At 70.9% G+C, this 18,109-nt stretch carries 19 protein-coding genes and 1 pseudogene; 8 read left to right on the forward strand and 12 right to left on the reverse strand.

The window, feature by feature from the left end; all coding sequences use genetic code 11:
• Positions 1–145 precede the first annotated feature (145 nt).
• Entirely contained in the window at positions 146–613 is a 468-nt protein-coding gene (locus ACIRVH_RS23425; protein ID WP_403956277.1) for a pyridoxamine 5'-phosphate oxidase family protein, read from the forward strand.
• A gap of 3 nt (positions 614–616) precedes the next feature.
• On the opposite strand, the gene ACIRVH_RS23430 is transcribed toward ACIRVH_RS23425, so the two are convergent.
• Complete coding sequence (locus ACIRVH_RS23430; protein WP_403956279.1) at positions 617–1,519, reverse strand: LysR family transcriptional regulator; 903 nt, start codon at positions 1,517–1,519, stop codon at positions 617–619.
• Positions 1,520–1,593: 74 nt separating this feature from the next.
• Here ACIRVH_RS23430 and ACIRVH_RS23435 point away from each other — a divergent pair, with 74 nt between their 5' ends.
• Positions 1,594–2,529 carry a DMT family transporter gene (locus tag ACIRVH_RS23435; RefSeq protein WP_403956281.1) on the forward strand — a complete coding sequence of 312 codons (936 nt, stop codon included), beginning with the start codon at positions 1,594–1,596 and terminating at the stop codon, positions 2,527–2,529.
• A 145-nt stretch (positions 2,530–2,674) separates the two neighbouring features.
• Here ACIRVH_RS23435 and ACIRVH_RS23440 read toward each other — a convergent pair whose 3' ends face one another.
• The gene (locus ACIRVH_RS23440) at positions 2,675–4,006 is read right to left on the reverse strand and encodes an aminotransferase class I/II-fold pyridoxal phosphate-dependent enzyme (RefSeq protein ID WP_403956283.1); all 1,332 of its coding nucleotides are present in this window, start codon (positions 4,004–4,006) and stop codon (positions 2,675–2,677) included.
• 35 nt (positions 4,007–4,041) lie between these two features.
• Between ACIRVH_RS23440 and ACIRVH_RS23445 the strand changes: the two genes are divergently transcribed.
• On the forward strand, positions 4,042–4,725 hold the full coding sequence (locus ACIRVH_RS23445) for a pyridoxamine 5'-phosphate oxidase family protein (protein ID WP_403956285.1): 684 nt from the start codon (positions 4,042–4,044) through the stop codon (positions 4,723–4,725).
• Between the two features lie 324 nt (positions 4,726–5,049).
• Here the strand turns inward: ACIRVH_RS23445 and ACIRVH_RS23450 are convergent, their stop codons facing one another.
• Positions 5,050–6,054: an EamA family transporter gene (locus ACIRVH_RS23450; RefSeq protein ID WP_403956287.1), complete on the reverse strand. Its 1,005-nt coding sequence runs from the start codon at positions 6,052–6,054 to the stop codon at positions 5,050–5,052.
• A 94-nt stretch (positions 6,055–6,148) separates the two neighbouring features.
• A complete protein-coding gene (locus ACIRVH_RS23455) occupies positions 6,149–6,730 on the reverse strand; it encodes a Clp protease N-terminal domain-containing protein (RefSeq protein WP_403956289.1) in 582 nt (193 codons plus the stop codon).
• A gap of 312 nt (positions 6,731–7,042) precedes the next feature.
• Here ACIRVH_RS23455 and ACIRVH_RS23460 point away from each other — a divergent pair, with 312 nt between their 5' ends.
• Entirely contained in the window at positions 7,043–7,471 is a 429-nt protein-coding gene (locus tag ACIRVH_RS23460) for an SRPBCC family protein (protein ID WP_101417065.1), read from the forward strand.
• 91 nt (positions 7,472–7,562) lie between these two features.
• On the opposite strand, the gene ACIRVH_RS23465 is transcribed toward ACIRVH_RS23460, so the two are convergent.
• Both ACIRVH_RS23465 and ACIRVH_RS23470 read right to left on the reverse strand, forming a co-directional pair.
• On the reverse strand, positions 7,563–8,189 hold the full coding sequence (locus ACIRVH_RS23465; RefSeq protein ID WP_403956291.1) for a PadR family transcriptional regulator: 627 nt from the start codon (positions 8,187–8,189) through the stop codon (positions 7,563–7,565).
• A 192-nt stretch (positions 8,190–8,381) separates the two neighbouring features.
• Positions 8,382–8,747, reverse strand: coding sequence for a MerR family transcriptional regulator (locus tag ACIRVH_RS23470; RefSeq protein ID WP_403956293.1), 366 nt, complete (start codon positions 8,745–8,747; stop codon positions 8,382–8,384).
• A 93-nt stretch (positions 8,748–8,840) separates the two neighbouring features.
• Between ACIRVH_RS23470 and ACIRVH_RS23475 the strand changes: the two genes are divergently transcribed.
• Positions 8,841–9,287, forward strand: coding sequence for a hypothetical protein (locus ACIRVH_RS23475; RefSeq protein ID WP_403956295.1), 447 nt, complete (start codon positions 8,841–8,843; stop codon positions 9,285–9,287).
• Between the two features lie 45 nt (positions 9,288–9,332).
• Positions 9,333–10,148, forward strand: coding sequence for a PhzF family phenazine biosynthesis protein (locus tag ACIRVH_RS23480; protein ID WP_403956296.1), 816 nt, complete (start codon positions 9,333–9,335; stop codon positions 10,146–10,148).
• Here the strand turns inward: ACIRVH_RS23480 and ACIRVH_RS23485 are convergent.
• Both ACIRVH_RS23485 and ACIRVH_RS23490 read right to left on the reverse strand, forming a co-directional pair.
• Positions 10,145–10,945, reverse strand: a complete 801-nt coding sequence (locus ACIRVH_RS23485; protein ID WP_390774879.1) for a CPBP family intramembrane glutamic endopeptidase — start codon at positions 10,943–10,945, stop codon at positions 10,145–10,147. The two genes, ACIRVH_RS23480 and ACIRVH_RS23485, sit on opposite strands and share 4 nt — an antisense overlap.
• A 95-nt stretch (positions 10,946–11,040) precedes the next feature.
• Complete coding sequence (locus ACIRVH_RS23490; protein ID WP_403956299.1) at positions 11,041–12,558, reverse strand: glutamate--cysteine ligase; 1,518 nt, start codon at positions 12,556–12,558, stop codon at positions 11,041–11,043.
• A gap of 567 nt (positions 12,559–13,125) precedes the next feature.
• Here ACIRVH_RS23490 and ACIRVH_RS23495 point away from each other — a divergent pair.
• Both ACIRVH_RS23495 and ACIRVH_RS23500 read left to right on the forward strand, forming a co-directional pair.
• Complete coding sequence (locus ACIRVH_RS23495; RefSeq protein WP_403956301.1) at positions 13,126–13,710, forward strand: hypothetical protein; 585 nt, start codon at positions 13,126–13,128, stop codon at positions 13,708–13,710.
• A gap of 365 nt (positions 13,711–14,075) precedes the next feature.
• Positions 14,076–14,282 (forward strand): DUF5999 family protein, encoded by a 207-nt coding sequence (locus ACIRVH_RS23500; RefSeq protein ID WP_393482669.1) that lies wholly within the window; start codon positions 14,076–14,078, stop codon positions 14,280–14,282.
• A 117-nt stretch (positions 14,283–14,399) separates the two neighbouring features.
• Here ACIRVH_RS23500 and ACIRVH_RS23505 read toward each other — a convergent pair.
• The 4 genes and pseudogenes from ACIRVH_RS23505 to ACIRVH_RS23520 all read right to left on the reverse strand — a co-directional run.
• Positions 14,400–14,914 (reverse strand): annotated as a pseudogene (locus tag ACIRVH_RS23505) (endo-1,4-beta-xylanase); the annotation flags it as partial.
• Positions 14,915–14,954: 40 nt separating this feature from the next.
• A complete protein-coding gene (locus ACIRVH_RS23510) occupies positions 14,955–15,746 on the reverse strand; it encodes a carbohydrate ABC transporter permease (RefSeq protein WP_403956367.1) in 792 nt (263 codons plus the stop codon).
• A gap of 32 nt (positions 15,747–15,778) precedes the next feature.
• Entirely contained in the window at positions 15,779–16,777 is a 999-nt protein-coding gene (locus ACIRVH_RS23515; protein ID WP_403956303.1) for a carbohydrate ABC transporter permease, read from the reverse strand.
• A 6-nt stretch (positions 16,778–16,783) separates the two neighbouring features.
• The gene (locus tag ACIRVH_RS23520; RefSeq protein ID WP_403956305.1) at positions 16,784–18,079 is read right to left on the reverse strand and encodes an extracellular solute-binding protein; all 1,296 of its coding nucleotides are present in this window, start codon (positions 18,077–18,079) and stop codon (positions 16,784–16,786) included.
• Between the last annotated feature and the right edge of the window lie 30 nt (positions 18,080–18,109).

The following is an 18,109-nucleotide window of genomic DNA, read 5'->3' on the forward strand; positions in this document are numbered from 1 at the left end:
CCTCCGTTCGCCGAGGTGCGGAGCCGCGAGAGTAACCACAACGAGGCAACAGCGGAAGTCGACCCATTCCCTTTTCTGACGTGATGTCAGAGGATCAACAGCACTCGGAAGTCCTCTGGCACGACGTGGGAGAAGAGGGGGCCGTATGACCGTCACTCAGCAGCGCCGGGGCCGGAAGATCATGATGACGCCCGGTGAGCTGGACGAGTTCCTGACCAGCCAGCGCACCTGCCGGGTCGCCACGGTCTCGGCGGACGGCGCGCCGCACGTCAGCGCGCTCTGGTTCGCCTGGGACGGCAGCTCGCTGTGGCTGTACTCGGTGGTGCGCAGCCGGCGCTGGACCCAGCTGTGCCGCGACCCGCGGGTGGCGGTCGTGGTCGACTCGGGCGAGGAGTACGACCAGTTGCGCGGGGTCGAGCTGTCCGGGCGGGTGGAGTTCGTCGGCGAGGTGCCGCGGACGGGCGAGCTGCGCGCCGAACTCGACACGGCGGAGACGCTGTTCGCCCGCAAGAACTTCGGCCTGGACGAGATGCCGCACGACGGCCGGCACGCCTGGGCGCGGCTGACCCCGGAGAAGATCGTGTCCTGGGACTTCCGGAAGCTCGGGGCGTAGCGCTCAGCCGGATCGTCGGGCCGACGTACGCAGGGCCTCGACCGCCGCCCGGATCGACGGGCGGCGGTCGGCGTCCGCACGCCAGACGACGTACACATGCCTGCGTACGCGCTGCGTGAGCGGGACCATGACGATGCCCGGCGGCACCGGGTGGCGGCCCAGCAGCGGTGCGATGCACACACCCAACCCGGCGGCGACCAGGCCGAGTTGGGTGTGGGTCTCGCCGGCCCGGTGGCCGACGATCGGCTCGATGCCCTTCGAGCGCAGCGTGAACATCAGCCACTCGTGGCAGAACTCGCCCTCGCCCCAGGTGATCCACTCGTCCTCCGCGAACTCGGCGAGGTCCACCTCGTCCCGGCCTGCGAGCCGGTGCCCGACGGGCAGGGCGACGTCGGCCGCGTCGTCCAGCAGCGGAGCCTTGACGAGGCCGTCCGGCACGGGCATCGGCTTGTTGTACCAGTCGAGGACGACCGCGAGATCGAGGTCGCCGCGCACGACGCCGGCGATGCCCTGCTCCGGCTCCAGTTCGCTGGAGCGCACCCGGAGCCCCGGATGCTGGGCGCGCAGGGCACCGAGCGCGGTCGGGAAGAGGCCGCGGGCGGCGGTCGGGAACGCCGAGAGGCGCAGTTCGCCGACGACCTGGCCGCGGTGCGCCTCCAGGTCGGACTGGGCCAGCTCGACCTGCGAGAGGATGCGGGCCGCGTGCTCGGACAGCAGCCGCCCCGCGTCCGTGAGCCGCACGCCCCGCCCGTTCTTGGCCAGCAGTTGCTGGCCGACCTCCCGCTCCAGCTTGCCCAGCTGCTGCGAGACGGCGGAGGTGGTGACGTGCAGCGCCTCGGCGGCGGCGCTGACCGAGCCGTGCCGGGCGAGGGCGTCCAGGGTACGCAGGCGCTCCAGATTCAACATGTAAGCAATCCTAAGAGATACTGAGTGGGAAATCTCGATTGTGCTACGAGGTTGCCTCCAGCATCGTTGATGCCATGAGCACGGTCGCCGCACCCCGAACCCAGTCCCCCGCCCCTGCCCGCTCCCGCCCCCACCCCCGCCTCGACTGGCGGCTGCGCTTCGGCGCCCTCTCCCTGATCTGGGGCTTCAGCTTCCTGTTGATCAAGGTGGGCACGGAGGGCTACGCGCCCTTCCAGGTCACTCTGGGCCGGCTGGTCTTCGGTACGGCGGTGCTGGCGGCGACGATGGCCGTGAAGCGGGAGCGGCTGCCGCGGGGGGCGCGGGTCTGGGGGCACATGACGGTCGCCGCGTTCTTCCTGAACGCGCTGCCGTTCTCCCTCTTCGCCTACTCGGAGCTGACGATCCCCTCCACGCTGGCGGGCATCTGCAACGCCACCTCGCCGCTGTGGGGCATGGCACTGTCCCTCGTCGCGCTCTCGGAGGACCGGCCCACACGGGTTCGTTTCGCCGGCCTCGGCCTGGGCTTCCTCGGGGTGCTGACGGTGCTCGGTGCGTGGCAGGGGTTCCACGGGCTTGATGCCACGGGTACCGCGATGGCTCTGTCGGCTTCGCTGAGCTATCCGATCGGGTGGATCTATGTACGGCGGACGCTGGCGGGGACGGGGAACTCGCATCTGGCGATGACGGGAGCGCAGTTGCTGTTGGCGACCGTCCAACTGGCCGTTGTGACGCCTCTGTTCACCAGTCTTCCGGCGCACTTCTCGTTCGTCCCGCTGCTGGCGATCGCGGCGCTGGGGGCGTTGGGGACCGGGCTGGCGGTTCTCATTCAGTACGGGTTGGTCGCGGAAGTCGGGCCCACCACGGCACAGATGGTCACGTACTTCATCCCGGTCATCGCCACCGCTGCCGGGGTGGCGATTCTCGGGGAGTCGCTTCGCTGGACCACGCCGGTGGGGGCAGTGATCGTTCTTGCGGGGGCTGCGCTCACTCAGGTGAAGCGAAAGGCCTGAGGGGGCGAAGCGCTTGCACGGGTGAAGCGAAAGGTCTCAGGGGGCGAGGCGCTTACGCGGGTGCGGGTGCGTCGTGGCTTGTCACGCCCGCGCCGCGGAGCCGCATATCGACACGGCCCCGCGCCCCCGGGGTGTTCGGCCTTCGCTACACATACGTCCTGGCAGGTGCCGGGCCCACCGCCGCCGCTACCGCATCCGCCAGCTCACCGGTCTCCTCCGTCGTCAGCGTCGAGATCGTGATGCGGATCCCCGGTGGGGCGTTCAGGCGGAAGCGGGCGCCCGGGGAGACCGCCCAGCCCGCGTGCAGCAGGCGGGCCACCACGCCCGTCTCGTCGGGGACCGGGACCCAGACGTTCATGCCGCTGCGGCCGTGCGCCGGCACGCCGCGTTCGGTCAGGGCCCCGATCAGAGTGTCCCGGCGGCGGCCGTACGAGGCCGCCACCTCGCGCGGGTCCACCGCGCCGTCGTTCCACAGCCTCACGACGGCCCGTTGGACGAGCAGGCTCACCCACCCGGCGCCCAGCCGCTGCCGCCCCCGCACCCGGTCGACGGTGACCGCGTCCCCGGTGAACACGGCCAGACGCAGATCAGGGCCCCAAGCCTTGGCGACGGAGCGGACGAGGACCCAGTGGCGGGTGACCCCGGCGAGCGGGGACAGCGGCACATCGACGATGCCGTGACCGTGGTCGTCCTCGATCAGCAGGGTCTCGGGGTGCTCGCGGAGCACCGACCGAAGGGCACGCGCGCGCGTGGCGGTCAGTGCCGCGCCGGTCGGGTTCTGCGCCCGGTCCGTGACGATCAGGGCGCGGGCCCCGGACTCCAGCGCCCGCCTGACGTTCTCGGGGCGTGGCCCTTCGTCGTCCACGCCGACGGACATCGTGCGCAACCCGAGCGCCGGAACCAGATCCAGCACCCTCCCCCACCCGGGGTCCTCCACCGCCACCTCGTCGCCCGGCTTGAGGTGCGCCGTGAGGACCCGTTCGACGGCGTCCAGGGATCCGGAGGCCACACCGATGGGGCCGTCTGGCACTCCGTCGGCGTCCAGGGCGGCGCGGGCGAGACGCGCCAGCTCCGGCTCCACCGAGTCGTGCCCGTACAGCACGGGTTCGCGGTCGCCCTGCGCGGCGGCTGCCGCGAACGCATCGGCGAGGTGGGGCAGCAGCGCGGGGTCCGGGTTGCCGTCGGCCACGTCCCGCACGCCCTCCGGTACGGCCACCCGGATCTGCTCGCGGCCCGTCGTCGCCGGCTTCTGCCGGACCCTGCTGCCCCGACGGCCGGCGGTCTCGATCACCCCGCGCTCGCGCAGGGTGCGATAGGCGGCCGCGACCGTGTTCGGGTTCACCCCGAGCCGGGTCGCCAACTCCCGCATGGGAGGCAGTGGTTGGCCCGGTTCCAGCTCACCGGTGCCGACCGCGCGCTCGACACTGGCCGCAATCTCTGCTGCGCCGTGCCCCTGAATCGGATACTCTCCTAGCACAAAACCAATTATGCACTAGTGCAATGGAGAACGCCATGCAGGGGACCCAGGAGACTCCGCCGAAGCCCGTCGCGTACACCGCGACCGACCGCACCGTGCCGACGCGATCCGCGCAGAAGGCGTCGTACGACAAGGACGTGGTGCACGCGATACTCGACGAGGGCTACGTCTGCCACCTCGGCTTCGTCCGCGACGGTGCCCCGGTGGTGCTGCCGACGCTGTACGGCCGGGTCGGCGAGCGGCTCTACGTGCACGGGTCCACCGGTTCGCGTCCGCTGCGCATGACCGGTGAGGCGGACCCCGGCCTCGCGGTGTGCCTGACGGTGACCCACGTCGACGGGCTGGTGCTGGCCCGCTCCGCGTTCCACCACTCGATCAACTACCGCTCCGTGGTGGTGCACGGCATCGCGCACGAGGTCACCGACCCCGAGGAGCGGCGACTGGCCCTGGACGCGCTGGTGGACCAGGTCGTGCCGGGCCGGGCCGCCGACTCCCGGCCCGCGAACAAGAAGGAGCTCGCCGCCACCGCGGTCATCCGCCTCGACCTGGACGAGGTGTCCGCCAAGATCCGCACCGGCGGCGCGAACGACGAGCCCGAGGACCTCGAACTGCCGCACTGGGCCGGGGTCGTCCCGCTCCGCAAGGGCTACGACACGCCCGTCGACAACACCGACCTGACGCCCGGCATCGACGTCCCGGAGTACATCGCCGCGCTCTGACGCGGGGGCCACACCGCGACCGTCTCACGGCGGTCGTGGGCCTCGGCGAACATCAGGCCGACGACCGCTCGGAGCATCAGCGGGGTGCCGGTCACCGAGGCAGGGCACGCGGACGCAGGGCACGCGGACGCAGGGCACGCGGACGCAGGGCACGCGGACGCAGGGCACGCGGACGCAGGGCACGCGGACGCAGGGCACGCGGACTTCGTCTGCGGGCAAGCACCGGCCCGCCCGGCACCCCATGCCGGGCGCCTTCCTCCCGGAGACCCGCCTCAGGCGGCCGTGGACGGACGGACGAGTGCGTTCAGCGGCATGATCAGCACCCTAGGCAGTCGCACCCGGGGTGGACAGCTCCCGTTCCGCGCCGCCCTGGGCCACCGGCTCGCCGGAGCCCTTGGCCGGTGTCGAGGACTGGGCGATGAACGCGCCGAGGAGGACGACGGCACCGCCCACGATCTGCGGCGCCGACAGGTGCTCGCCGAGCAGCACCCAGGCCAGGACGGTCGCGACGACCGCCTCCAGGCAGGCGACGACACCCGCCACCTGAGGGGACAGCCGTCGCACGGACAGCACGCCGGTGATGTAGGCCACGACCGTGGCGACCAGGACGATCCAGCCGAGCAGGGCGAAGGCCGGGACGGCGGTGCCGTTCATGTCCGCGGAGCCGACCAGCACCGACCAGTCCATGCTCCAGGGGCGGGCCACGACGGTCAGGACGGCGGCCCCCACGAGCAGGCCGTAGGCGATGACGCCGAGCGGGTCCGGCGCCTGGTCGCCGGCCTCGCTGCCCTGGTCGGACAGGACGAAGTAGCCGACCTGGCAGCAGGCGGCGCCGAGCGCGAGCAGCAGGCCGAGCGCGTCGAAGCTCAGCCCCGACCACACCTCCACCACGCAGGCGAGACCGCCGGCCGCGAGCACCACGCCGAGGGCGGCGGCACGCGAGACGGGCCGCCGCTGCACGAACCGCACCCAGCCGAGCACCAGCGCGGGAGCCAGGTACTCGACGAGCAGTGCCACGCCCACCGGGATACGGGAGAGCGCGGCGAAGTAGCAGGCCTGGACACCGGCGACAGCGAGCAGTCCGAACCCGGCGAGCAGCGTGGGGCGGCGGCGCACCAGGGCGCGGTGCCGCACGGCGAGCGGCAGCATCACCAGGGCGGCTCCGGCCACCCGTAGCCACACCACGTGGAGCGGGTCGAGACCCGCCTCTATCAGCGGTTTGGCCGCCACTCCGGACCCGCCGAAGGCCAGCGCGGAAGCGAGGGCGAGACCGAGCCCGACACCCTTGCCGCGGCTGCCCTGACTGCTCTCAGACGTATGCACCGGCACATGATGACAGGCACTGACATGAGCGTCATCCCCGTTGACACCTGTCTCAGGAGGTGGACTTCTCGGGGGCCGGCCGGGGTGCCGGCGCGCCGGTTCAGCAGGCCGCCCCGCCCTCGCCGGGGTACTCCCCCGGGCGGGCCTCGATCCGGGCCCGCAGGTCGCCTGCGGGGATGCCCGCGCGCTCCAGGACCGCGACGGCCCGGGACTCCGGGTCCACCACCAGTGCGGCCAGCAGATCGGTGCCGCCCGCGCGGGCCTCGCCGCGCTGCCGGGCGCGCCGACGGGCCTCCTCCATGGTGGCGGCCGCGACGGGCGACCAGCCCCCGGCCTCCTTGGGTTCACCGCCGTACCGGGCGGGGTCCGGTACGACCGCGATCGCGCCGGAGTCCTCCACGCCGCTCTGCCAGCGCAGCCCGTAGCCGATGCTGCGCTGTACGAGATAGCCGAGCAGCCGGGCGAGCTGCGGGGCGTCGCCGACGGCGGCGCGGACCTCGGGGTCGGACTCGAGAAGGGAGTGGAGCAGATGGGCGGTGTCGATCTGCCGGTCCCCGTCCCGCAGGGCCCTACGACGGGCACCGGCGACCACCGCCGCCAGCTCGGCGCTGAGCCCGGCGTCGTCGTCCGTGGGCAGGCCGCCCTGGTCATGGGCGGGCTGACGGGCTATACGGTGTTGCACACCCTCTACCCCATCAGCCCCAGCGGGCCGCGTCATCCGCGAGGGGAACCATTTTCGCGTGCCGCACAGAGTGGACATCACCGGCCGGAATCTCATCCTTACGGAGGAGATCAGGCCACTCTCGGCCACTGACCCGGCCAAGGGGCGCGCGCCGCCTTGCCCCGCGCCCCGAACGCAACCACCGCAAACAGTACGTGTACCGGGTGCGCATGCCCCGGAGAACTCAATTCCTGACGGTTCATCAGTATTGAATGTTCGAGGCCCTGAGGCTACGTTCCGCGACACCGAAGCCCGAAACGAAGGGGTGGTCGCATGGCCGAAGTCAGCGCCGAGGCACGCATCCAGGCACCGGCCGAGAAGGTGTGGACCCAGCTCACCGACTGGTCGGCGTACGGCGAGTGGAACGCGACCCACACCAGCTTCCCGAAGGGCGGTCCCGAGACCCTGGCGGTGGGCGGGACGTTCCAGGAGAACATGAAGCTGATGGGCTTCCCGGCGGAGGTCGACTGGACCATCGAGGAGCTGGAGCCGGCGCGGGTGTTCGCCATCCGCGGCAAGGGCCCGATGGCCGTGACCGTGGCCACCCGCTACACGCTCACCCCCGACGGCGACGCCACGACGGTCCGTATCGACGGCGAGTTCACCGGCGCCGCGGTGTCGCTGATGGCGGGCAAGCTCAAGGACTCGGCGACGGCCGCCCTGAACGAGTCGCTGCGCAAGCTGGGCGGACTGGTGGCCTGAGCCCGGGCACAGACACAGAAGCGGACACAGAGACGGACACGGGAAGGCGCCCCGCGGAGTCTCCACGGGGCGCCTTCCGTCGCCGTGCTCCTCAGTCCTCGTCGGCGAGGATGAGGTACAGCTTCTTGCGGGCGTCGTTGATGACGGCCAGCGCCTTCTCGCGCTGTTCCTTGGTGCCGGTGTTCCAGACCTGTCCGAAGGCCTGCATCAGACCGAAGCCGGCCTGCCGGATCTCACCGAGGGCCTCGAAGTCGACCCCGCGCGAGGCCTCCTCCCAGGGGGCCTCCGGACCTTCCTCGGCGGCGCTGCGGCCGCTCTCGGTCAGGGCGAACAGCTTCTTGCCGCCCTCGCTCTCGCTGGCGATCAGACCCTCGTCCTCCAGCAGCTGGAGGGTGGGGTAGACCGAGCCGGGGCTGGGCTTCCACGCACCGCCGCTGCGCTCGGCGATCTCCTGGATCATCTCGTAGCCGTGCATGGGCCGGTCCTTGAGCAGGGCCAGGATCGAGGCGCGCACGTCACCGCGCCGCGCCCTTCCCCTCGGACCGCCCCGTCCTCGCGGCCCCCAGGGTCCCGGTCCGAAGCCGGGCCCGAACCCGGGACCACCCGGACCGAAGGGCCCGAAGGCACCCCGGCGCGCCTCGAATCCACCGAACCCGCCCCGGCCGTGCCGGCCCGGGCCGTCCTGACGATGTCCACGCTCGAATCCGTGGGTACGCATCGCGATCACTCCATTCCATCGTTGATCAGTCACGTATCGATCGCGTCCCTTACGCGATGTCTCGACGATATATCGGTAACGACGGCGTGGCAAGCCCCTTCTCGGGGCACGTGCGTCAGGCTGCCGGGAGGGCCGAGCCGGGCTACCCGTTCCCGCCGCAGGCGTGGGGGTGCGGGGCGGGTCCGGTGGGGCTCAGGCGTCCGTCCCTGCCGCCCGCAGTGGACAGCCCGTGTCGACGCGGGACGTGAGATCGGCTCGCAGGGCCGTGAGTTCGGACATACGGGTGTCGATGATGCGGATCTTGTCGGCGAGGAGCGCCGACAGCGCTTCGGCGCTGTCCGGGGCGTCGCGCAGGTCCGCGCCGTGCCGGGCGATCTCCGCGAGCGTGAAGCCGAGGGTCTGTGCGGTGCGGACGTAGTGCAGCCAGGTCACCGTCTCGGGCGGGAAGTCGCGGTAGCCGTTGGACAGGCGGCGGCCCTCGATCAGCCCGATCCGCTCGTAGAACCGAACGGTGTCCTTGGACAGGCCCGCCTGCGCGGCCAGTTCTCCGATGCGCATGGCTCCCCCGCCGCTCCCTGGACTTGACCTTGGAGCGTACTCCGCTGTTTAGCGTGAGCGGCGTCAGAGACGGACCTGCCCGAGGAGTTCTCCGTGAGCTTTGTCCCCGTCCCGCACCGCCCCGCCTATCTCCGCCTCGTACGGGCCAGCGGCTGGTACGACCTGCTCGTCACCGCCGGCTTCGCGACGCCGTGGACGTACGCGCTGGTGCACGACCTGCTGGCGGAGGCGGGTGACGCGGCCGGGCTGGGTGCCTTCCCGGCGCTCGACCCGATGCAGATGCTGTACGCCAACCTGATGGGCTCGGTCGTGGTCGTCTGGTCCGTCCTGCGGGTCGTACGACCGCTGCCGCTGCACGGGCTGCTGGACGGAGTCGCGCGCACGCTCTTCGCCCTCTGGCAGGCGTACGCACTGGGGCACGGCGGTCCCTCGGTGCTGTGGCCGTTCCTGGTCGTGGAGGTGGCGTTCGGCGTCGCCCAGCTCGCCCCGTGGGTCACGGCCGGCCGTGCCGTCGGCGCGAAATCGGTCCAGGGCTCGTGAATTGGCCTTGGTCCCGCCGCTTCCCGGGCCCCTAGCGTCGGAGCCATGCGCATCCGAATCGTCGACGCCTTCACCGACCGCCCCTTCGCCGGCAACCCGGCCGGAGTCCTGATCCTGGACGACGCCTTCCCGGACGACGACTGGCTCCAGAAGGTCGCTCTGGAGGTCAACCACGCCGAGACGGCGTTCGCACACCGGCTGCCCGAGGGCGGCCCCGCGGACTGGGCGCTGCGGTGGTTCACGCCCGCCACCGAGGTCGCGATGTGCGGGCACGCCACCCTCGCCACCGCCCACGTCCTGTACACCAGCGGCGCTCATGAGGGACCGGTGCGGTTCGCCACCCGCAGCGGGGTGCTCATCGCCACGCCCGGTGCGGACGGCTCGATCACCCTGGACTTCCCGACCGCCCCGCTCACCCCGGTCGAGATCCCGGCCGGGGTCGGCAAGGCGCTGGGCGCCGAACCGGTCGTCGCCTTCGACACCGGCCCGAACGTCGGCGATCTGCTGGTGGAGCTGGCCGACGAGCAGACGGTCCGCGGGCTCGCCCCCGACCACAAGGCCCTCGGCGCCCACTCCTCGCGCGGCATCATCGCCACCGCCCGCGCCGACGACCCGTCCCTCGGCTACGACTTCGTCTCCCGATGCTTCTTCCCGAACGTCGGCATCGACGAGGACCCGGTCACCGGCAGCGCCCACACCGCGCTCGCCCCGCACTGGTCCGCCCGTCTGGGCCGGGACGACCTCACCGGCCTGCAGGCCTCCCGCCGCACCGGTCTGGTCCGCACCGGACTGCGCGGCGACCGCACCCTGCTCACCGGCGGCGCGGTCACGGTGATCGAGGGCGAGCTGCTCGGGTCCTAGGCCGTGGGCAGCCAGCCCACCTTGCCGGCGAGCAGGGCGTAGCCGACGAAGGCGCCGATGTCGAGCAGGGAGTGTGCGACGACCAGCGGGCCGACCCGGCCCCAGCGGCGGTAGAGCCAGACGAAGACCACGCCCATGACCATGTTGCCGATGAAGCCGCCGATGCCCTGGTAGAGGTGGTACGAGCCGCGCAGGACCGCGCTGGCCACCAGTGCGGTCCCCGGGGTCCAGCCCAACTGCCCCAGCCTGCGCAGCAGATAGCCGACGACGATGACCTCTTCGAGGATCGCGTTCTGCAGTGCGGACAGGATCAGCACCGGGTACTTCCACCACACGTCGGGCAGCGCCTCGGGCACGACGGTGAGGTTGAAACCGAGACCGCGGGCGGCCAGGTAGAAGGCGATGCCGGTGCTTCCGATCACGGCCGCGACGCCCGCGCCCCGGCCGAGGTCGGGCCAGGGGCGGGTGCGGTCGAAGCCCAGCGTGCGCATGCTCTCGCCCTCGCGCAGCAGCAGGTGGGCGACCAGGGCCACGGGGACCAGCGCGCTGGCGATGCCGAAGAGCTGCCAGGCGAGGTCGAGCCAGGGGCGGCCGGGCGCGGCAGAGGCGTTGAGGGTGGCCGCCTGCTCCTTGAGGCCGCCCGGTTTGGTGACCGACCCGACGAAGCTGATCAGCGCGGACACCCCGCTCGCGCCCAGCGAGAGCCCCAGGACGAGCAGCGTCTCGTCGCGGAGGATCCGCCGCGAGAACCGCTCCCGCGGGTACGCCTCGGCCACCGGGTCAGCCTCCACGTGCACTCCTGCCTTCGGTCCGGTCGTGCGAGGTCACAGCATGCCGGATCGGCCTGTGGAGTGCGTGCCCGGGCAGGGCTTTCCCGGTGGCCCGACGGCCCTCAGCCGAGCGGCACCGGCTCGGGCAACCCGACGGGCCACGTGTGCACCGGCTCCCCCGCGTGCATCAGCTCGGCATAGCGCCGGGTCGTCGCGGCGAGGGCCGCCTCGCGGCCGAGTCCCTGTTCCAGGGCCCGGTGGAAGGTGGCCGCCTGCCAGGACGCCCCGTTGACCCGGCGCCGGCACCGCTCCTCGATGACGCCCAGGTAGAAGTCCCGGTCGGCGGCTTCCAGGCCCCACGCGTCCAGTCCCGCCGAGGCCAGCGGCAGCAGTTCGTCGCGGACCAGGGTGACCGCGTCGACCTCGCCGGTGCCGCCGTAGCGTCCCCGCCGCGGCCACACGAAGCGCGCGTCGATGCCGTACCGGCACGCCGCGTCGAAGTTGGCCTCGGCCACCGCGAAGGGGATCCGGGTCCATATCGGCCTGGACTCCTCGGCGAGGGCGCGCACCAGGCCGTAGTAGAAGGCCGCGTTGGCGATCACGTCGGTGACGGTCGGCCCGGCCGGCAGCACCCGGTTCTCCACGCGCAGGTGCGGCACGCCGTTCGCGATGTCGTAGACGGGCCGGTTCCAACGGTAGATCGTGCCGTTGTGCAGGACGAGTTCGGCGAGCCGGGGTACGCCGCCGGCGTCCAGGACCTCCAGCGGCTCCTCGGCGTCACAGATCGGCAGCAGGGGCGGGAAGAAGCGCAGGTTCTCCTCGAACAGGTCGTACGCGGAGGAGATCCAGCGTTCGCCGAACCAGATGCGCGGCCGCACCCCCTGGGCCTGGAGTTCCGGCGGGCGGGTGTCGGTGGCCTGCAGGAACAGCGGCACCCGGGACTCGCGCCACAGCTCGTGACCGAACAGGAAGGGCGAGTTGGCGCCGACGGCGATCTGCGCGGCCGATGCCACCTGCGCCGCGTTCCAAACGTCGGCGAAGCGGGCCGGGGTGACCTGGAGGTGCAGCTGGACGGAGGTGCAAGCGGCCTCCGGGGCGATGGACTTGGAGGTGCGGGTCAGGTGCTCGACCCCCTCGATGTCGAGGACGAAGTCCTCGCCCCGGGCGGCCACGATCTGGTCGTTGAGCAGGGTGTAACGATCCGCCTCGGAGAGGTTGGCGGAGACCACGTCGTCGGGCTCGAGCGTGGGCAGAATGCCGATCATCACGATTCCGGCGTCCACCTCGCCGGCCTTCCGGTCGGCGTACGCCAGGGAGGTGCGCAGTTCCTCGGCGAGCCGGTCGAATACGCGGCCGCCCAACCGGTGTGGGGCTATGTTCACTTCCAGGTTGAACCTGGCGAGTTCTGTTTGGAAATCGCGGCTCGCGATGCGCTCCAGCACCTGCCCGTTCAGCATTTTCGGCATGCCGTCGGGGCCGGCGAGATTCAACTCGATCTCCACGCCCATGAGGTTCTTCGGGCGGTCGAACCGCTTCTCGACCAGCAGCCGCTCCAGTCCCGCCAGACACTTTTGGAGCTTTTCGCGGTAGCGCTGGCGATCGGACAGGTCGAACTGCCCCGCCACGACCTTCTCCCCCATCGAAGTGTCCCTCCTCGGATGGGCGGGCCGCAGATCCGGCCGCCGGGGTCCCGGGTCAGGTGGGATGATGCCCAGCCGAAGCGATCGATAACGTCCCATGCGGGCCCGGCGCCCGTTACTCTGTCGAATGTTCCCCGCGGCACATTCACGGGGCATGCCGCAGTACGCATCTTCGGGTTCCCCGACCGCCTCGTGAAAAACGCCGACGACATTCGGCCGTCCGCGATCGTGGCGTATTCCGAGGTCAGCGGCGCGATCCCGGACCGGAAATCGGGATGATTTGCGCGATTCATCGGCTGAATGACCCCTTGTCGGGTCAACCGGAATCCGGTAGACGAAACATCGTCTGAACACGTGTCGTATAACCTTGCGAACAAGGCCTAAGGTTGGTGCCCGTGGTCCCGGTTCCCGTCGTGTTCCTGCCGCCGAAGTGACGGGCGGCAGGCCTCAGCCGCACCCTCGTTCACCGATCCGGGCCCCACCTCTCAGGCCACCCGTGAGCAGACAGCGCCGTCCGCCCCACCCTCCCTCGCGCCGCCGCGCCTGTCGAACGAGAGGCGACCCACCATGCCGCTGCACGTGCCCCTTGCACCCGCGCCTGCCCTGCGCTCCGTCCTCACGGCCCTCGGTTCCCCCACCGCGGTCCGTGAGGCCCGAACTCCCTCCCTGCGTGCCGCGCAGGGCCCCGCGACGCCCGAACTGCCTCTTCCCGTGCATGTGTTGGACCGGATCACCGCGCAGGGCCTGTCCGCGACCCGGCTGGCCGGGTGGCGCTTCCTGATACGTTGCGGCGACCGCGCGGTGGCCGCGGCCGACACCATGCTCACCCCGGACGGCTGGGCCTTCTCGCACTTCTTCGAGGGTCCCTACATCGTCTCCACCGAGCGGGCCCTGCAGCAGGCCGAGGCGCTGCCGCAGCCGTACCAGCCGCGCCTGCTGTCCGTGCCCGGGCTCTACATGCTCACCCTGTGGCTGCACGGCGAGGTCGCCGCCGAGCCCGCCGAGGGCCATCCGGCCGCCACCGACCTGCTGATACCGCTGGCCCCGGCGCCGCCCGGCATCTCGGCCCACCGGCCCTGCCGGGTCTCCGAGTTGCTGCCGGTGCTGACCCATCGGGCGACTCCCGTCCCGCTGCTCGGCTCACCCGCCTGAACGACGCCCGCGTACCCCGCCGCCCGGAAGGGAAGCGGGGTACGACTGTTTTTGCCGGGATGTGAATACTTTTCCGGGGCTGTCGCGCCCCACGGGAATAGAATGCGCTCGTACGAGCAATTACCCGCTCCGACGAGCCAGAAAAGGCTCTCTTGCGTCCGGACTAGTCCTATCCGGTCACGCCGAACCACCCAAAGTGACAGTGCAGTTGGAATGAACCGTCCGCGCGGGTGACGCGTCATGAACCTGTGAGAAGCGGTGCTGCGAAATCCCTGCGGAATGACGCCCAGAGGGCAACACTGGGTTCCGACCGACTATCACCACGGGGGACGAACATGACAACGACCGAGCGAGAGATCCCACCCATGTGCCAGCACCAGCCACCGTGTCCGCAAGCCGAGTCCGCCGACCGGGAGTCCGCCCGCCTCGTGGCGCACCACCCGGAGCAGGGATGGAGCCTGCTGTGCAACGGCGTACTGCTCTTCGAGGACACCGGTGAGCTGCTGCCCGACGGCCGCGTCATCGCCCCGCACCGCCCGCTCGGTGCGGAACAGGTGATGACCGCCGCCTGAGCAGCACCCCGGGCGGTCCGCCGCACCGCCCGGTGACCCCAAGGGGCCGGCCGCACGCTCACGGTGCGCACCGGCCCCGACGTGTGTCCGAGGGTGGCTACGGTCCGTAGCCGAGCGCTACCGCAGCGCCTCCCGCAGCGCGGTGTGGGCCGGCTTGGGGTTCAGCTGCTCGTCCCAGGGCAGGGCCGCGCCCTCGCCGGGGAAGAAGGCCGGGATCCAGGAGTACTTGTCGGTGCAGTCCCAGACCGTCACGCCCACGCAGCGCCGCACGGCCAGGCAGGCCACGGTCAGGTCCCGGTACCAGTCCGCCTGCTCGGCGAGCTTCTCCTCGGTCACGGGCAGTTGCGTGCGTACGGCCACCTCGGTGAGGGCGGTGTCGAGGCCGAGGCGGGAGAAGCGGCGGAGGTTGTCCTCCAGGGTGGCGGGACAGCCGTACCGGAGGGCCAGATGGGCCTGGAAGCCGATGCCGTCGAGCAGGACGCCCCGCGCCTTCAGGTCCTGGGCCAGCCGGTGGTAGGCGTCACTCTTGGGAGCGACGGCCTCGTCCAGTCGAAGACCCCCTGCTGCGGCTCGGTGGCGTACCACTTCATGCCGTTGCCGGGCGTGATCATGTCGAACTCGCTGCCGAGGACGCCACCAGGACGGCTCGGCCGGTGTGCTCAGCGGGCGTGCTCAGCCCTTGGTGGCGCCGGCGGTCAGGCCGCCGACGAGCTGGCGCTCGGCAACCGAGTAGAAGGCGAGGGCGGGGACCATGGCGAGCACGAGATAGGCGAAGACGCGGGCGTAGTCCGAGGAGTACTGGCCCTGGAACTGCTGGACGCCGATGGGCAGGGTCCACCACGTGGAGTCGGTGAACACGAGCAGCGGCAGGAAGAAGTTGTTCCAGCTGGTGACGACGGCGAGGACGGAGACGGTGCCGAGCGCGGGCCGCGCCATGGGCAGCAGCACCCGCCAGAAGAACCCGAAGGAGCTGCAGCCGTCGAGGGTGGCCGCCTCCTCCAGCTCGCCGGGGATGTCCCGGAAGAAGCCGCGCAGGATGATGATCGTCATCGGCAGTCCGAAGGCGGCCTGCGGAAGGATCACGCCCAGCGGGTTGTCCAGCAGGTTCAGATGGCGCAGCAGCAGGAACAGCGGCAGGGCGGCCACCGCGAAGGGGAACATCAGCCCCATCGTGAACACGGTGAACAGCACCTCCCGCCCGCGGAAGGCGAACCGGGCGAAGGAGAAGGCCGCGAGCGCGGACACGGCCACCACGAGCAGGGTCGTGCCCACCGCGATCAGCGTGCTGTTGCCGACCAGCCGCCAGAAGTCGCCCGAGCCGAGGATGCCGGTGTAGTTCCCGGTCAGCCAGTGCTCGGGCAGTCCGAACGGGTTGCCGGACAGCTCGTCGGTGGACTTGAAGCCGGAGAGGACGGCGTACACCAGGGGTACGACCATCACCGCGCCGACGGCCACGAGGATCATGTGCAGCGGCAGGGTGCGTGTGCTCTTCCGGGTCACGTGCCGTCTCCCCTCATCGTCGTGGTGGCCCCTTCGAGGTCGCGGCGGAGCACGAACCGCTGGTAGGCGAGGGCGAAGACGAGGCAGATGCCGAACATGACCACGCTGATCGCGCTGGCGTAGCCGACCTGGTAGCGCTTGAAGCCGAACTGGAACATGGTCACGGCCATCGTCTCGGAGTGGTGGTCGGGGCCGCCCTGGGTGACCACCCACACCAGGTCGAACAGCTGGATGGACCCGATGACGGACAGGAAGACGCTGATGCGCAGGGTCGGCGCGAGCAGCGGCAGGGTGACGTTGCGGAAGCGCTGCCAGGGACCCGCGCCGTCGATCAGCGCCGCCTCGGTCAACTCGGCCGGAACGGCCTGGAGTCCGGCCAGGTGGAGCATCATGTGGAAACCGAAGTACTTCCAGGTCATGACCAGGAACAGGGTCGCCAAGACGGAGGACGGATCGGCGAACCACTCACCGCCCAGTCCGTCCAGACCGATGCTGCCGAGGACATGGTCGGCGAGTCCGTCGTCCGGGGCGAAGACCATGCCGAACAGCACACCGGTGATGGCCTCGGACAGGACGTACGGCGCGAAGAACAGCATCCGGTACACGGCCCGCCCGCGCAGCCGCTGGTCGAGGGCCACGGCCATGGCGAGCGCGAACGGCAGTTGCAGGACGAGGGACAGGACGACCAGGACCAGGCAGCGCCACAGGTCGCCCAGGAAGACCGGGTCCTGGAAGAGCCGGGTGAAGTTGTCCGTGCCCGTGTAGTCGGAGGGCATACCGAAGCCGCCCCAGCGGAAGAAGGCGGCGTACAGCGCGAACAGCATCGGCAGCAGCACCAGCGTGATGAACAGCGCCAGTGCGGGCACTTGGAAGCCGACCGCGGTGAGCCAGTTCAGGGTGCGCCGCCGTGCCCGCCCCCGGGCCGAGGCGACGGTCGGGGACGGCACGGCGACGTCGGGACCCGACCGCTTGTCCGGGAGGAAGGTGGAGGTCATCGCCGGCTACTGCTCTTCCTTCGCGGTCCTGGTGATCGACTGCGCGACCTGCTCGGGGGATTTGGAGCCGGCGATGAGCGCGGCGGCGCTGTCGTTGACCTCCTGACCGACGGCGGGCGGGTACGCCTGGTCGAGGTAGAGCTGGAAGCCGGTGGCGCCCTTCAACTGCGCCTGTACGGCCTTGGTGTTGGGGTCGGAGATGGCGCTCTCGGCGGCCGGGACCACCGGAAGGGTGCTGGTCTTCTTGACCAGTTCGATGTCCGTGGTGGCCGAGGCGAAGAACTTCAGGAAGTCGACGGCCGCCTGCGGGGCGCCCTTGCGCAGGGCGTGCCCGCCGCCACCGCCAAACACCTCGGTGATGGCGCCCTTCCCGCCCTCGACCTCGGGGAACGGGAAGAAACCGAGGTTCGGGCCGAGGCCCTTGCCCGCGTCGGCCTCCACGACCGGGGCCCACTGGCCCATGAGTTCCATGGCCGCCTTGCCGTTGCCGACGGTGGCGGCCTGCCCGGTGGGCGTGGAGTAGGCCGCCCCGAGGAACCCCTTCTGGAACGGCTGGAGCCGGACCAGGTCCTTGAGGTGCTGCCCGGCCTCGACGAACCCGGCCCCGGTGAAGTCCTTGGCGTCGTCGGCCTTCTGCAGGGCGTCGACGCCGGCGGTGCGCATCGCGAGATAGGCCCAGTAGTACATGCCGGGCCACTTCTCCTTGCCGGCGAGGGCGAGGGGGGTGATGCCCTTGGCCTTCAGCTTGCGTACGGCGTCGAGGAAGCCGCTCCAGGTGGTCGGGGGTGCGCTGATGCCGGCCTGCTCGAAGAGCGCCTTGTTGTACCAGAAGCCGATCATGCCGATGTCGAACGGGATGCCGTACAGCTTGTTGTCGAGGAGGTACGGCTGCCTGGCCACCGGTAGGAGTCCGTCGGCCCATGGTCTGGTGCGGTCGCCGAGATCCTCTACCAGGCCCGCGTCGACCTGCTGCTTCAGCACGCCGCCGCCCCAGGTGTGGAAGATGTCCGGCAGCTTCCCGGAGGCGGTCAGGGCCGTCATCTTCGACTTGTAGGCGTCGTTCTCCAGCTGGACGATCTTCACCTTGACCTTGGGGTTCTTGGCCTCGAACTGCTTGGCGAGGCCGGCCCAGACGGTCTTGGTGGGCTCGGTGGTCGAGATGTTCCACCACTCGATCGTGGTCGTCCCCGAGGACGACCCTCCGTCCGAGTCGCCGCCGCAGCCACTGAGTGCGGTCACACCGAGACCGGCGGCGACGGAGGCCGCCAGGAAGCCGCGGCGGGACAGTGCAGGGTCGCCCATCATGCGCTCCTTCGAAACTTTCGGAGTTGC

It is taken from the genome of Streptomyces sp. NPDC101165 (assembly GCF_044768135.1).
In the GTDB taxonomy this organism is placed as follows: Bacteria; Actinomycetota; Actinomycetes; order Streptomycetales; family Streptomycetaceae; genus Streptomyces.

Excerpts from the sequence above, each read along its gene's own strand:
- ACIRVH_RS23425 (WP_403956277.1), top strand. The coding sequence starts at position 146 with ATGACCGTCACTCAGCAGCGCCGGGGCCGGAAGATCATGATGACGCCC.
- ACIRVH_RS23430 (WP_403956279.1), bottom strand. The coding sequence starts at position 1,519 with ATGTTGAATCTGGAGCGCCTGCGTACCCTGGACGCCCTCGCCCGGCAC.
- ACIRVH_RS23435 (WP_403956281.1), top strand. The coding sequence starts at position 1,594 with ATGAGCACGGTCGCCGCACCCCGAACCCAGTCCCCCGCCCCTGCCCGC.
- ACIRVH_RS23445 (WP_403956285.1), top strand. The coding sequence starts at position 4,042 with ATGCAGGGGACCCAGGAGACTCCGCCGAAGCCCGTCGCGTACACCGCG.
- ACIRVH_RS23460 (WP_101417065.1), top strand. The coding sequence starts at position 7,043 with ATGGCCGAAGTCAGCGCCGAGGCACGCATCCAGGCACCGGCCGAGAAG.
- ACIRVH_RS23465 (WP_403956291.1), bottom strand. The coding sequence starts at position 8,189 with ATGCGTACCCACGGATTCGAGCGTGGACATCGTCAGGACGGCCCGGGC.
- ACIRVH_RS23470 (WP_403956293.1), bottom strand. The coding sequence starts at position 8,747 with ATGCGCATCGGAGAACTGGCCGCGCAGGCGGGCCTGTCCAAGGACACC.
- ACIRVH_RS23480 (WP_403956296.1), top strand. The coding sequence starts at position 9,333 with ATGCGCATCCGAATCGTCGACGCCTTCACCGACCGCCCCTTCGCCGGC.
- ACIRVH_RS23490 (WP_403956299.1), bottom strand. The coding sequence starts at position 12,558 with ATGGGGGAGAAGGTCGTGGCGGGGCAGTTCGACCTGTCCGATCGCCAG.
- ACIRVH_RS23495 (WP_403956301.1), top strand. The coding sequence starts at position 13,126 with ATGCCGCTGCACGTGCCCCTTGCACCCGCGCCTGCCCTGCGCTCCGTC.
- ACIRVH_RS23500 (WP_393482669.1), top strand. The coding sequence starts at position 14,076 with ATGTGCCAGCACCAGCCACCGTGTCCGCAAGCCGAGTCCGCCGACCGG.
- ACIRVH_RS23510 (WP_403956367.1), bottom strand. The coding sequence starts at position 15,746 with ATGATCCTCGTGGCCGTCGGCGCGGTGATGGTCGTACCCCTGGTGTAC.
- ACIRVH_RS23515 (WP_403956303.1), bottom strand. The coding sequence starts at position 16,777 with ATGACCTCCACCTTCCTCCCGGACAAGCGGTCGGGTCCCGACGTCGCC.
- ACIRVH_RS23520 (WP_403956305.1), bottom strand. The coding sequence starts at position 18,079 with ATGGGCGACCCTGCACTGTCCCGCCGCGGCTTCCTGGCGGCCTCCGTC.